The organism is Zwartia panacis (assembly GCF_030410395.1).
Taxonomy (GTDB): domain Bacteria; phylum Pseudomonadota; class Gammaproteobacteria; order Burkholderiales; family Burkholderiaceae_B; genus Zwartia; species Zwartia panacis.
On record NZ_JAUHHF010000013.1, the window covers coordinates 1 to 13,616 of the forward strand.

General features: G+C 55.8%; 11 protein-coding genes. 7 read left to right on the forward strand and 4 right to left on the reverse strand.

The annotated features are described in order from the left end of the window. Window positions 1-489 (forward strand): adenine phosphoribosyltransferase (locus QWY30_RS13900; RefSeq protein WP_290241974.1); only part of this gene is annotated, 489 nt, incomplete at its 5' end. Between the two features lie 51 nt (window positions 490-540). Here QWY30_RS13900 and ilvA read toward each other — a convergent pair. Continuing rightward, window positions 541-2,049: a threonine ammonia-lyase, biosynthetic gene (gene ilvA / locus QWY30_RS13905; RefSeq protein ID WP_290241977.1), complete on the reverse strand. Its 1,509-nt coding sequence runs from the start codon at window positions 2,047-2,049 to the stop codon at window positions 541-543. 136 nt (window positions 2,050-2,185) lie between these two features. Here ilvA and QWY30_RS13910 point away from each other — a divergent pair, with 136 nt between their 5' ends. After that, window positions 2,186-2,701 carry a YqaA family protein gene (locus QWY30_RS13910; protein ID WP_290242154.1) on the forward strand — a complete coding sequence of 172 codons (516 nt, stop codon included), beginning with the start codon at window positions 2,186-2,188 and terminating at the stop codon, window positions 2,699-2,701. A 95-nt stretch (window positions 2,702-2,796) separates the two neighbouring features. Further along, complete coding sequence (locus QWY30_RS13915; protein ID WP_290241979.1) at window positions 2,797-6,735, forward strand: FAD/FMN-binding oxidoreductase; 3,939 nt, start codon at window positions 2,797-2,799, stop codon at window positions 6,733-6,735. A 29-nt stretch (window positions 6,736-6,764) separates the two neighbouring features. Here QWY30_RS13915 and QWY30_RS13920 read toward each other — a convergent pair whose 3' ends face one another. From QWY30_RS13920 to pxpB, 3 genes are read right to left on the reverse strand one after another with little or no spacing between them, the layout of a single operon-like run. Then, window positions 6,765-7,520, reverse strand: a complete 756-nt coding sequence (locus tag QWY30_RS13920; protein ID WP_290241981.1) for a LamB/YcsF family protein — start codon at window positions 7,518-7,520, stop codon at window positions 6,765-6,767. An 11-nt stretch (window positions 7,521-7,531) separates the two neighbouring features. Further along, complete coding sequence (locus QWY30_RS13925) at window positions 7,532-8,539, reverse strand: 5-oxoprolinase subunit C family protein (RefSeq protein ID WP_290241982.1); 1,008 nt, start codon at window positions 8,537-8,539, stop codon at window positions 7,532-7,534. Then, complete coding sequence (gene pxpB, locus QWY30_RS13930; RefSeq protein WP_290241984.1) at window positions 8,536-9,255, reverse strand: 5-oxoprolinase subunit PxpB; 720 nt, start codon at window positions 9,253-9,255, stop codon at window positions 8,536-8,538. The genes QWY30_RS13925 and pxpB overlap by 4 nt, the downstream gene beginning before the upstream one ends. A gap of 126 nt (window positions 9,256-9,381) precedes the next feature. Between pxpB and ubiE the strand changes: the two genes are divergently transcribed. The 4 genes from ubiE (at window position 9,382) to ubiB (ending at window position 13,603) form a co-directional block, all read left to right on the forward strand. Continuing rightward, window positions 9,382-10,122, forward strand: coding sequence for a bifunctional demethylmenaquinone methyltransferase/2-methoxy-6-polyprenyl-1,4-benzoquinol methylase UbiE (gene ubiE, locus QWY30_RS13935; protein ID WP_290241986.1), 741 nt, complete (start codon window positions 9,382-9,384; stop codon window positions 10,120-10,122). Window positions 10,123-10,292: 170 nt separating this feature from the next. Beyond that, window positions 10,293-11,279: a Tim44 domain-containing protein gene (locus QWY30_RS13940; RefSeq protein WP_290241988.1), complete on the forward strand. Its 987-nt coding sequence runs from the start codon at window positions 10,293-10,295 to the stop codon at window positions 11,277-11,279. Between the two features lie 111 nt (window positions 11,280-11,390). Continuing rightward, window positions 11,391-12,053: a ubiquinone biosynthesis accessory factor UbiJ gene (locus QWY30_RS13945; RefSeq protein ID WP_290241990.1), complete on the forward strand. Its 663-nt coding sequence runs from the start codon at window positions 11,391-11,393 to the stop codon at window positions 12,051-12,053. After that, window positions 12,050-13,603, forward strand: a complete 1,554-nt coding sequence (gene ubiB, locus QWY30_RS13950; RefSeq protein ID WP_290241992.1) for a ubiquinone biosynthesis regulatory protein kinase UbiB — start codon at window positions 12,050-12,052, stop codon at window positions 13,601-13,603. Before QWY30_RS13945 ends, ubiB begins: the two co-directional genes overlap by 4 nt. Window positions 13,604-13,616: the final 13 nt, after the last annotated feature.

Here is a 13,616-nt window from a genome sequence, read left to right on the forward strand (position 1 = left end):
CCCAAGCCGGGGGTGATGTTTCGTGACATCACGCCACTCTTGCAGGACCCAAGAGCATTCAGGGCCTTGATTGATATTTTCGTCTACCGTCACATGCGTCAGCGCATTGATTTGGTTGTGGGTATCGATGCCCGCGGATTTATTTTTGGCAGTGCTTTGGCGTATGCCCTAGGCGTTGGTTTTGTGCCTGTTCGCAAAGAGGGAAAATTGCCACATAAAACCGTTGCACAGTCATATAGCCTTGAGTATGGGGACGCCACGGTCGAAGTTCATCAGGATGCCGTCAAGCCCGGTCAGCGAGTCATACTCGTCGATGATTTGGTGGCGACGGGCGGCACGATGCTCGCTGCGATCAAGTTGCTTCAGCTGCTTGGTGGAAACGTGGTCGAGGCGGCTGCGATTGTGGATTTGCCCGACCTCGGTGGCTCAGCCAAAATCGCTCAGACAGACACGCCTTTTTTTAGTATTTGCCAGTTCACTGGCGACTAGCGCTCAAGTGCGATCAAGTGCGATCAAGTGCGCTCAAGTCTTTCCGCCACATTACAAAAACAATTTGTAAGCTGGATTTTCTGACTCATTCCAGTGTGGGTAACCCACTTCTTCAAGGAAGTCTTTGAACGCTTTCTTGCTGCCCGGCGGCACCTGGATACCGATGAGAATTTGTCCGTAGTCGGCGCCTTGATTGCGATAGTGGAACAAACTGATGTTCCAGTCGGGTTTCATGGAGTTGAGAAAGCGCATCAGTGCACCCGGACGCTCAGGGAATTCGAAGCGGTACAGCAATTCGTTGCCGGCCAGGTTGGAGCGTCCGCCCACCATGTGACGCAAATGGGTTTTCGCCATCTCGTCGTGGGTGAGATCAAGCGTGTCGAAGCCGTGCTTGCGAAAGTTATTCGCGATCTTGTTGGGTTCGGTAAGACTTGAGACCTGAATCCCGACGAACACATAGGCCGAAGTCGAATCGGAAATGCGATAGTTGAATTCGGTCACATTACGATTGCCTACAAGTTCGCAAAAGGCTCTGAAACTCCCGCGTTGCTCGGGCAGCGTCACCGCAAAAATGGCCTCGCGCGCTTCACCCACCTCTGCGCGCTCGGCGACAAAGCGCAGACGGTCAAAGTTCATGTTGGCGCCACAGGCGATCGCGACCAGTGTTTTGCCTTTGAGTTTATGTTCGGCGGCGTATTGCTTGGCGCCCGCAAGTGCGAGCGCGCCGGCCGGTTCAAGCACGCTGCGCGTGTCTTGGAAGACATCTTTGATGGCCGCGCAAATGGCATCAGTGTCCACGAGCACATAGTCGTCGACAAGCTCGCGCGTCAAGCGAAAGGTTTCGACACCGACCTGCTTGACAGCCGTGCCATCGGAAAACAAGCCCACATCTGTGAGGGTCACGCGCCGACCCGCTTTAATGCTGCGTACCATGGCATCCGAGTCAACGGTCTGGACACCAATGACTTTGATCTCGGGACGGATTTGTTTCACATACGCAGCGATGCCGCTGATCAACCCCCCACCGCCAATCGCGACGAAAATCGCTTCAATGGGCTCGGCGTGTTGGCGGAGGATCTCCATGCCGATCGTGCCTTGACCGGCAATCACGTCGGGATCGTCAAAGGGGTGCACAAACGTCAGTTGATGTTTTTTTTCAAGTGTCAGAGCGTGGCCATAGGCATCGGTGAAGCTGTCGCCGTGGAGCACAACCTCGGCGCCCAGTGCGCGAACAGCATCGATTTTGACGCCTGGTGTCGTTGTGGGCATCACGATCACGGCCTTGCAACCAAGACGTTTGGCCGACAGGGCAACGCCTTGCGCGTGATTACCCGCGGAGGCGGCAATCACGCCTCGCGCGAGTGCCGGCTTGGGCAAATGGGCCATTTTGTTGTAGGCGCCGCGCAGTTTGAAACTAAAGACTGACTGAGTGTCCTCACGCTTGAGCAAGATAGTGTTGCCAATGCGTTGGGAAAGCTGAGGGGCGTATTCCAGCGGAGTTTCGACCGCAACGTCATACACTTTGGAGGTAAGAATACGTCTGAGATAATCCGTGGCCATGGTGTTCCTGATTTGACTGCCGACTGATGTGACATTATCCCACGGGGGCTTTGGCCCTGACGGTGCCCTTTGTGACGGGTGATTTTCAAGTGCTAATTCTGATGTGTATCGACGGGAGTACGTTCTGGACGAGTTCATACAGGGTCTATTGACGTGGCTGGCTTTGCCTGGCGTTGGATTGCCCGCACTATTCGTGATGAGTTTGCTGGCCGCGACGCTTTTGCCGGTCGGTTCCGAGCCTGTGTTGGTCGGCTATCTGGTCGCGGTGCCCGAGAGGTTCTGGATGGCGATTGCTGTGGCCACGCTTGGAAATACGCTGGGGGGCCTGGTGAGTTATGGCATGGGGGCGGGCGCGCACGGACTGTTCGGACGATGGCGCGCAACCAGGCGGCGCGACATGGCCACCCTGCTGCATGCTGATCCCAAGCCAGTTTTAACCCCGGCGCGCGCGCGTGCCGAGCGCTGGGTGCAGCGGTTTGGCGCACCTGCCCTGTTATTGGCCTGGGCGCCTGTGGTGGGAGACCCTTTGTGCGCAGTGGCTGGGTGGTTGCGCTTGCCTTTTTGGCAATGTGTCATTTACATGGCGATAGGCAAGTTTGGCCGCTATTTGACCATCGCCTGGATCCTGGCCTGGACGATTGCCCCTACTTAGCTATCGCGCGACCCCTTGATTTAAAGGTTATTGGGTACGCCGCTGCCCGATGACTTAAAATGTCTCTTTAAGGGCAATTACCTGAACCCGGACCTATGAACGCCCCGTTTCCTACCCATTTATTGAATGCCGAGCCCGCGCATGACGCGCAGTCCCGCTTGCGCGAAATCCCTTATAACTACACCTCCTTTTCCGATCGGGAAGTCGTGTGTCGCTTGCTTGGGGATGATGCCTGGACCTTGTTGTCCGATTTGCGCGGCGAGCGCAAGACAGGTCGCTCCGCACGTATGCTGTACGAGGTCTTGGGCGATATCTGGGTGGTGCGTCGCAACCCTTACTTGCAAGATGATTTGCTGGACAACCCCAAGCGTCGCAAGCTCTTGATCGAGGCGCTCGAACATCGGCTCACCGAGATCGATCGTCGTCGGATGACCGATGATCTTGGCCGTGATGAAAAAGTCGCGACTTTGCTCGAGCGTGCGCGCGCCGCCGTGCAGGCTTTCGAGCAAGAATTCGAGAGAACGGCGCGTTTGCGTCGCCAGGTGCAAAAAGTACTGGGCAAGATCACAGCCAAGGACAATATTAAATTCGATGGTTTGTCGCGTGTGTCACATGTGACGGATGCGACCGATTGGCGTGTCGAGTACCCCTTCGTGGTGCTGACACCGGATGATGAGAATGAAATCGCCGCTCTGGTGCGTGGCTGTATTGAGCTGGGTCTGACGATTGTTCCGCGAGGCGGTGGCACAGGGTATACCGGTGGTGCGATTCCTTTGACCTGGCGGTCCGCGGTCATCAATACGGAAAAGCTCGACACACTGGGTGCTGTTGAATTGGGTGCTTTGCCCGGTGTCGCCACGCAGGTCGCAACGGTTAGGGCCGGAGCCGGCGTGGTCACCAAGCGAGTTTCCGAAGCTGCCGAGGCGGCCGGTTTTGTCTTTGCAGTCGATCCGACTTCAGCCGATGCTTCTTGCGTGGGCGGCAACGTTGCGATGAATGCCGGCGGTAAAAAAGCCGTGCTGTGGGGGACCGCGCTGGATAATCTGGCCTGGTGGAGGATGGTCGATCCCGAAGGCAACTGGCTCGATGTCACACGACTTGAGCACAATCTGGGCAAAATTCACGAGGCGGGCCAGGTTCGTTTTGAGCTCAAATGGTCTGATGGCAGCGCGCCTGCGGGTTCGCGCGTGTTGCGTACAGAAATCCTTGAGATCGATGGTGCGCGTTTTCGCAAGGTTGGTTTGGGAAAGGACGTCACGGACAAGTTTTTGTCTGGCTTGCCGGGTGTGCAAAAAGAAGGTTGCGATGGCTTGATCACTGCAGCCCGTTGGATATTGCATCGCATGCCAAGCCATACGCGTACGGTTTGTCTGGAGTTTTTTGGCCAAGCCCGCGACGCGATTCCTTCGATTGTTGAAATTAAAAACTATCTGGATGTTCAGGGGCGTGCGCGTGGAGCGTTGCTCGCGGGTCTTGAACATCTGGACGAGCGCTATCTCCGCGCGGTGGGATACGCCACAAAAAGCAAGCGTGGTGTCTTGCCCAAGATGGTGCTGATTGGTGACATCGTTGGTGACGATGAAGTTGCGGTCGCGCATGCGACCAGCGAAGTGGTTCGTTTGGCCAATACACGTCATGGTGAAGGCTTCATTGCCGTGAGCGCCGAGGCGCGCAAGAAGTTTTGGCTCGATCGTTCGCGCACCGCGGCGATTGCTCGCCATACCAACGCTTTCAAGATCAATGAAGACGTTGTGATTCCGCTTGAGCGCATGGGCGAATACACCGATCACATTGAACGGATCAATATCGAACTATCCACCCACAATAAGCTTAAGTTACTCGACGCGCTGCAGTCCGCTCTCGAAGGTGAGCTGCCGATCGCCAAGCTTGACCGTGGCAGTGAAGAAGGCGCATTGCTCGAGGAGTCCCTCGATGAGCGCCGACGTCGGGCCGTCGAACTCCTGATGCGCGTGCGCGCCCGCTGGCAATGGGTGCTTGAGCACCTGGATGCGCCTCTGCGCGAAGCCTTGTCGGGCCTGTCTGCGCATGGCTTGGGTGCACTTGAACCCGTTCTGGTCGAGCGATTGACATCGCAGCCCGAGGCGCGCCTGTTTGACGTGGTGCAGGATCGCACCTTGCGGATTTCCTGGAAAGACGAGGTGCGAGGGGATCTGGCTGGCGTATTCGGTGGAACAGATTTTGCCCCTGTGATGACCGAAATGCAGGCTATTCACGATCGCGTGCTCAAGAGCCGTGTCTTTGTGGCTTTGCACATGCACGCTGGTGACGGCAATGTGCATACCAATATTCCCGTGAACTCCGATGACTATGAGATGTTGCGCGAAGCCAATGACGCGGTTGTGCGAATCATGCAAATCGCGCGCGATCTGAATGGCGTGATTTCAGGTGAGCATGGGATCGGTTTGACCAAGTACGAGTTTTTGACTGAAGCGGAATTGTTGCCTTTTCAGGATTACAAACGTCGTGTCGATCCAAACGATCATTTCAATGCCGGCAAGTTGATGCCGGGTGCGGATTTGCGTAACGCCTGGACGCCGAGCTTTGGTCTGATGGGACACGAGTCCTTGATCATGCAACAAAGCGAGATCGGTGCGATCAGCAATTCGATCAAGGATTGTTTGCGATGCGGCAAATGCAAGCCCGTATGCGCGACACATGTCCCTCGTGCAAATCTGCTCTATTCACCGCGCAACAAGATCTTGGCCACTTCGCTGTTGATCGAGGCCTTCCTGTACGAAGAGCAAACGCGTCGCGGCATCAGCCTCAAACACTGGGAAGAGTTTGAGGATGTGGCTGATCACTGCACGGTCTGTCACAAGTGCTACAACCCTTGTCCTGTCGATATCGATTTCGGCGACGTGTCGATGAATATGCGGGCGCTGTTGCGCAGCATGGGACGCAAGTCGTTCAATCCCGGCACTTCTGCCGCGATGTTCTTCTTGAATGCCAAAGACCCTGCGACGATCAATGCGACCCGAGCTGCGATGGTGGGCGTGGGCTACAAAGTCCAGCGCATGGCGAGCGATCTGTTGTCCAAGTTTGCACGCAAACAAACTGCAAAACCACCTGCGACAGTTGGCAAGGCGCCCTTGCGAGAGCAAGTCGTGCATTTCATCAACAAGAAAATGCCGGGCGGGTTGCCTAAACAGACTGCGCGCAAGTTGCTGGATATTGAAGACGCGGACTACGTGCCAATCATTCGTCCGCCCGAAGCTCCGGCCGATACCGAGGCGGTGTTTTATTTCCCCGGCTGTGGATCTGAGCGCTTGTTTTCCCAAGTGGGTCTGGCAACGCAGGCGATGTTGTGGCATGCCGGTGTGCAAACAGTCTTGCCGCCAGGATATTTGTGTTGCGGTTACCCGCAGCGTGGCAACGGGATGAACGACAAAGCTGAAAAGATCATCACGGACAATCGCGTGCTGTTTCATCGCGTCGCCAATACGCTGAACTACCTCGACATCAAGACCGTCGTGGTGAGTTGCGGGACTTGCTATGACCAGTTGTCTGGATACGAGTTTGACAAGATTTTTCCGGGCTGTCGTTTGATTGATATCCACGAGTACCTGTTGGAAAAGGATATCAAGCTCGAGGGCATTCAAGGAACGCGCTACATGTATCACGATCCTTGCCATACACCGATGAAGTTGCAGGATCCGATGAAAACAGTGCGTTCTCTGGTGGGCGACACAGCGATCAAGACCGAGCGCTGCTGTGGTGAGTCAGGTACGTTGGCGGTCACGCGCCCGGACATTTCGACTCAAGTCCGTTTCCGCAAGGAAGAGGAGCTCGCCAAAAATGATGCGACATTGCGCGGGGATGGTTTCGAGGGTGAGATCAAAGTCCTGACCTCATGCCCCTCGTGCTTGCAAGGTTTGTCCAGGTTTGAAGCGGATAGCGGCGCCAAAGCAGACTACATCGTGGTTGAAATGGCCAAGCACATTCTGGGTGAAAACTGGCTGGAAGACTACGTTAAAAAAGCCAATGACGGTGGTATCGAGCGCGTTCTCGTCTAAAACGAAAACCGCGCTCGCACAACAAGAGCCTACACGCCGACTTCGATGCCCTCGGCGCGTAAGGCTTCACGAATGGCCTTGGCGAAGGTGACGGCGCCAGGCTGATCGCCATGAATGCAGAGTGTGTCTGCACGGACTTTGACGATCGTGCCATCGTTGGCGGTTAGTGTGCCGGTTTTGACCATCTGCAACACTTGTTTGATCGATTGCTGTACGTCAGTAATCATCGCGTTAGGTTGGTTACGCGGGCTCAGAGTGCCATCGGGCGAGTAGTTGCGGTCACCAAACACTTCACTGGCGACGCGGAGTCCGATTGATTCGGCAATCGGAATCATCTGGCTGCCAGCCAGAGCGAAAAAAACAAGTTCTTTGTCCACATCGTAAGTAGCTTGCGCCAGCGCTCGAGTCAAACCCTCGTTTTTGACTGCCATGTTGTAGAGCTGTCCATGCGCCTTGACGTGACGTAGACGCGTGCCTTGAGAGGCGGCGACACCCGCAAGCGCACCGATCTGGACCACCATCATGTCGTAGGCTTCCTGATCGGTGATCGCCATGTTGCGGCGACCAAAGCCTTGTAAATCAGGCAGACCAGGATGCGCGCCGATCGATACGCCATGTTTAAGGGCAGCGGCAACAGTTTTACGCATCGTTGCAGGGTCTCCACCGTGAAAACCACAGGCGATGTTGGCCGAGGAGACAAAAGGGAGGATTTCCTCGTCATTGCCCATTTTCCAGGCGCCAAAGCTTTCGCCCATGTCGCAATTCAAATCAATTCGCAGTGCCATGATTGAGATCCTTAATGATTAAGCAATAAAGTCCGCAGGGGCGCGAGCGCCTGCTCAAGGTCGTGAAAAGCGCGGATGCGGGAGGCGTCCAGAGCCTGAGCCGCCTCTAGAGACACGAGTTCAAACTGCACCCTGTCGCCGGGTCCCATTTGCGCGAGCAAGGGTAAATCCACCGTGGCCACATAGGCGATTTTTGGATAGCCTCCGGTCGTTTGCCGATCGGCCATCAGCACGATGGGCTGACCCCCTGCAGGTACTTGTATTGTGCCAAAAGTCGTGGCCTCGGAGATCATTTGCCTGGGTTTTGTCATCAAAATATCGGGACCTTGCAGGCGATAACCCATACGCTCCGAGTCGGGGCTGATCCGGAAAGGCTCATTCACCAGGGCCTCGCGACTGTCAGGCGTGAATTCATCCCATTGCACACTCTTGATGAGACGGATGCGCGCCCGGGTGGAGCCTGCAATGATGCTGGGTAAATAGAGCTTGATCGACCAAAGCGATTGCGCCAGTGTTTCAAGCGCACCACCATCGAGTCCCGTTTCTTTTAGGGGGCGACGCAACGGAATTTCATCGCCGCGCTTGAGCGCGCGTCCTTGCCAGCCGCCAAAGTGACTGCGCAGATAGGTACTCTGGCTGCCAAGTACTTCGGGAATCGCGAAGCCGCCATGCACTGCCAAATAAGCGCGTGTGCCATGTCGCCTCGCGCCAAATTGCAACTCGTCTTGCGCACGGATAACCAGCGGCCGATTCATCGCGACAGGTTTTCCATTCAAGGTCGGGCTGAGGTCTGCTCCACAGATCGCGATACAACAAGCTTCGGTGAACTGCAGGGCAGGACCCGTGAGCGTGATTTCAAGACTCGCGCAGTCGGTCAGATTGCCCGCGAGGATATTGGCGAGCCGGTGCGCGCGCTGGTCCATCGCTCCCACGACAGAGACCCCAAGCGGTTGATGGCCGATCCGACCTTCATCCTGAAAACTCGACAGCATGCCTGGTTTAAGAACGCGCATGCTCATGCGCCCTCCTTGGCTAGCTCGGCGGCAAGCTTGTCGTACTCAGGCTCGGAAATGGAGACAAAGTGGACCTGATCGCCGGGCAGCAAAAGAGAGGGTTGAGAACGTTTGAGGTCAAAGAGCTTCAGTGGAGTTGCACCCAAGATATGCCATCCTCCCGGCAAGAGTGTGGGATAAATCGTGGATTGACGGTTGGCGATCGCGACGGATCCCGCGGGCACTGCTGTCCGGGGGACATCGCGCCGCGGCAGTGCAAACAAGGGATCGTGCACCCCGATATAAGGGTGACCGGGAGAAAAACCGAGACCAAACACCATGCAGCCCGGGCTGGTGTGGATGCGGATGACCTCTTGTTCGGAGATGCCGATTTTCCGGGCAACTTCGCTCAAGTCCGGACCGTGTTTGCCGCCATAGCAAACTGGGATCTTGATCTGTCGCGCCGAAGTGGTGGCTTGGACGAGATCCGCACTGAGCGTGTCACGAACTTGTTGAGAGAGCGTGCCAAAGTCGGTGCCACCGAAATCGACACCCGGCTGATAGAAAAGTGCGACGGCGGTGTAGGAGGGCACGATGTCCGTGACGCCTTGAAGTCGGGCGCGCTCCAGTGTCGCTGCGGCGGACAGGCAGAGCTCACCGGTTTCAAGGCTGATGGCGTCACCAAAGTCAATGCTGAGACAGCGGTCGCCCTGGGGGCGCAAAGTGTAGGTGATCGAAGACATGCTGATCGGTTTACTCGGATGCGGTGTGAAGCCTCTTGGCAAAGAGCTTGCAGTTTATGCTTTTTCCTCGTGGAAAAGGCTGCTGAGAGATTAAACTGGGCATTGCATTGATTTGAGCGAATAACTATGTCCCAAGAAAAGACACACTTTGGTTTCCAGACGGTCGACGAGTCCGAAAAAGCCGGCAAGGTGGCCCAGGTTTTTCATTCTGTTGCCGCCCGTTACGATGTCATGAACGATTTGATGTCCGCAGGTTTGCATCGGGTCTGGAAATCTTTCACGATCGGTCGCGCAGCGGTCAGGCCCGGGATGAAGGTGCTCGACATCGCGGGCGGGACGGGCGATCTCGCACGAGCCTTTGCACTAAAGGCTGGTCCACAGGGTGAAGTTTGGCTGACTGATATCAATGATTCAATGCTGCGCGTGGGTCGGGATCGACTGCTCGATGACGGGGTTGTTTTGCCTTGTGCCGTATGTGATGCCGAACATTTGCCATTTCCCGACAATTATTTTGACCGTGTGACGGTCGCGTTTGGTTTGCGCAATATGACGCACAAGGATCGCGCGCTGTCGGAGATGACGCGTGTGTTGCGTCCCGGCGGGAAGTTGCTGGTGCTGGAGTTCTCCCGCATCGCCAAACCCCTCGCGCCTGCTTACGATTGGTATTCTTTTAATGTGCTGCCTTGGCTGGGCAGTAAAGTAGCAGGCGATGCGGATAGCTATCGCTACCTGGCAGAGTCCATTCGCATGCATCCAGACCAAGATACGCTTAAGGGCATGCTGGAGCAGGCAGGTCTCTCCCGCGTACAGTATTTCAATTTGACAGCGGGACTCACGGCTTTGCATGAAGGCATCAAAATGGTCTGAGTCTGACCGTTGAACTTTAAGGTTCAACGGGAGTCTATGATTGACAAAAAACGTTCAGCTTTTAGTAAGATTCAGGTATTATTCAGCTTGTATTCAGCTTTTCGCTGAATCCGTTTTTTTTCTAGTGTTTTTTGTTTCATTAACAGGCGTTTTCCGCCCAGGAGCACTCAATGTCTCGTCCTCTGATTCGTTTCTTTGCTGCAGCCCTCGTAGCAGTGAGCGGACTGGCTCTCACTGCCGTGACTTTTGACGCGGAGGCCGCCCGTGTTGGCAAGGGTGGTAATGCCGGCCGTCAGTCGAGCAACGTCACCAACCAAAATACCGCGCAACCTTCCTCGGCGACGAGTACAACCACACAGCGTGCCGCGACAGCGCCCGCAGCAGCAGGTGCTGCGACGGCAGGTGCCGCCGCCAAAACGGGTGCGTCAAAATGGCTCGGCCCTCTGGCCGGTATCGCCGCAGGTCTGGGTATTGCGGCCTTGCTGTCACACTTAGGCTTAGGCGGCGCCCTTGCAGATTTCCTAGTGTTGGCTCTGATCGCAGGTGTTGTGGTCTTTGGCGTGATGTTCGTTTTGCGCAAAATGCGCGGTCCTCAACCCGCTGCAGAGGGTGCCGGCATGGGGGCAGGAAACGCGACCGCCCAGCCAAATGGCATGTGGCGCGAAAGCAGCGAGCCTGTGTCGCAAGCTCCGGTCGCTTTGCCACCATCGGCGACAGGGTCCATGTCAGCAGCTGGTTTTGGATCAGATGCGCCTGCACCAGATCAAAACTGGTTTATTCCTGTTGATTTCGATACCCAGCGTTTCTTGAGCGAAGCTAAAAAGCAGTTCGTGTCGATCCAGAAGGTTTGGGACAGCGGCAATATCGCTGAAATGCGTAATTTCCTGACCGATGATCTGATGAAAGAGCTGCAAGCTCAAATTAGCGACCGTATCGAAGAGAACCACACTGAAGTGGTGTTGCTCAACGCCGAGCTTCTCGGAATTGAGAAAGTCAACGACGGTCATTTGGCGAGCGTGCGCTTTTCGGGCATGTTGAGAGAGCAAGCCGGTGCCGAAGCTTTCCGTTTTGAAGAGGTTTGGAACCTCTTTAAGCCTGAGCAAGGCGGCTGGTTACTCGCAGGAATCCAGCAGATCCCTGTCAGCCAAGCGAGTTGATGACTTAGTTTATTCAGGTGAATCAGGCAAAACGCCCGCAATAGCGGGCGTTTTGTTTGGGAAGTGACGCGACAACCGTTAAAATGCTTGATTAGGCTCCGCCACACTAAGGTGAATAGTATCTCCACCACTCTTTTCGGTTTTGTCCCCGCGCATCCAGTCCAGGCAATGGCTGTGGCGATCAATACTCTGACGCAGCAGCAAGTGTGGGCCGCTCAGCGTTTGGCTCAGCATGCCGGCAAAACCATCCGCATCACTGTTGGCGGCTTTCAGCTCAACTGGAGCATCGAGCCGGACGGGCAACTCGTGCGCGCGCATGACAGTGCTGTGCCGGACGTGACGCTCGAGATTCTGGTTGAAAAGTTTAATCCGATCGCTCTGTTAGGTCAGTCGCGCAAACCGGATATGGCTGAATATGTCCATGTGTCGGGCCAGGCGGCTCTCGCGCAGGTGATGTCCGAACTCGCGCGGGATCTCAGACCCGACCCAGAGGATGCGCTAGCCCAATGGTTAGGGGATGTGCCTGCTCGTCGCCTGGTCAGAGGCGCAAAGCAGGTCTTGAACACTGCGCAAACCTTTGGTTTGAGTCTTTCTCAGAATCTTGCCGAATACTTGTCCGAGGAAACGGATGCGCTCGTGGGTAAGCCTGCAATGCTGGCGCATAAGAGCGAACAGTCGGGCTTGCTGGCGGCTCTCGAGAGACTCGAACAATCGCATGCTCGCTTGCAAGGCAGAGTCCAGCGGCTTGAGCGATCATTAGGGGCACAGCGATGATGTCCGTGCCACGTCTGGTTCGCATTATCGTCGTTGCCTTGCGATATCGACTGGATGAGCTCGTGCTCTCCGGTATCGACCATCCCCTGGCGGTTCGCTTGCTTTGGCTGGTTCGTCTGGGGTCGCGTCCAAAAATGCCTCGCGGTTTGAGATTGCGTCTGGCGCTTGAATCTCTGGGTCCAATATTTGTCAAATTCGGTCAAGTGTTGTCAACGCGGCGAGACCTGATTCCGCCCGACATCGCTGACGAGCTCACCTTGCTCCAGGATCGGGTCGCCCCCTTTCCTTCAGACCAAGCTGCAGCCATTATCGAGGCGGCGCTCGGCGCGCCGACGTCTAAGCTGTTTGCGCAGTTTGCCCAGGATCCGGTGGCGTCAGCCTCGATCGCGCAGGTGCACTTCGCGGTGCTGCACGATGGGCGTCATGTCGCAGTCAAGGTGCTCCGGCCAGGCATGCTTGAGGTTATCGACAAGGACTTGTCTCTCATGCGGGTATTGGCGGGCTTGATCGAACGTCTTGCCCCAGACGGACGTCGCCTCAAGCCACGCGAGGTGGTGGGCGAGTTCGACAAGCATCTGCATGATGAGCTTGATTTGCTCAGAGAAGCCTCCAACTGCAGCCAGTTGCGCCGAAACTTCTCCAGCGATGGCCCAAGGCCTAATTTGCTGTGGGTCCCCGAAGTGATGTGGGACTATTGCGCGACGAATGTTTTCACGATGGAGCGCATGTACGGCATCCCCGTGAGTCAGATTGACCGGTTGCGTGAGTTAGGTGTGGATATCCCCAAGCTGGCTCAAACTGGTGTTGAAATCTTTTTCACACAAGTGTTTGATGACGGTTTCTTTCATGCCGACATGCACCCTGGCAACATCTATGTGTCCGATCGTCCCGAGACACTTGGGCGTTACATTGCTCTGGATTTTGGCATCGTAGGGTCATTGTCCGAATTTGACAAAAACTACCTGGCTCAAAACTTCCTGGCTTTTTTTCAGCGGGACTATCGTCGCGTGGCGCGTTTGCACATTGAATCTGGCTGGGTGCCTCCCACTACCCGCGAGGAAGAGCTCGAGGGCGCCGTGCGCGCCGTGTGCGAGCCTTACTTTGATCGTCCGCTGGCGGAAATATCTCTGGGACAGGTGCTTTTGCGTCTTTTTCAGACTTCCAGGCGCTTTAATGTGGAAATTCAACCCCAGTTGGTGTTGTTGCAAAAGACCCTCCTGAACGTGGAGGGACTCGGCCGTCAGCTCGATCCGCAGTTAGACTTGTGGAAAACAGCTAAACCCTATTTAGAGCGTTGGATGCACGAGCGAGTCGGGCTCAAGGGAATTAAGCAGAAGCTACTGCAAGAATCTACGCAATGGTCTCAGTGGTTGCCAGAACTTCCGCGGTTGTTATATGCCATGCTGACTCGCCCGGATGTATCGACCGCAGTGTTATCCGAATTGCAGCGCTCGCGCAAAGCGCGCGAGCAGGGCAATCGTTTGCTGGTTGCTTTAACGGGCGTTGCGGCCCTGGCATTGGGTGTGGCTCTTTGGGCCTTGATCCGATGAGTTTGTTTGTTGA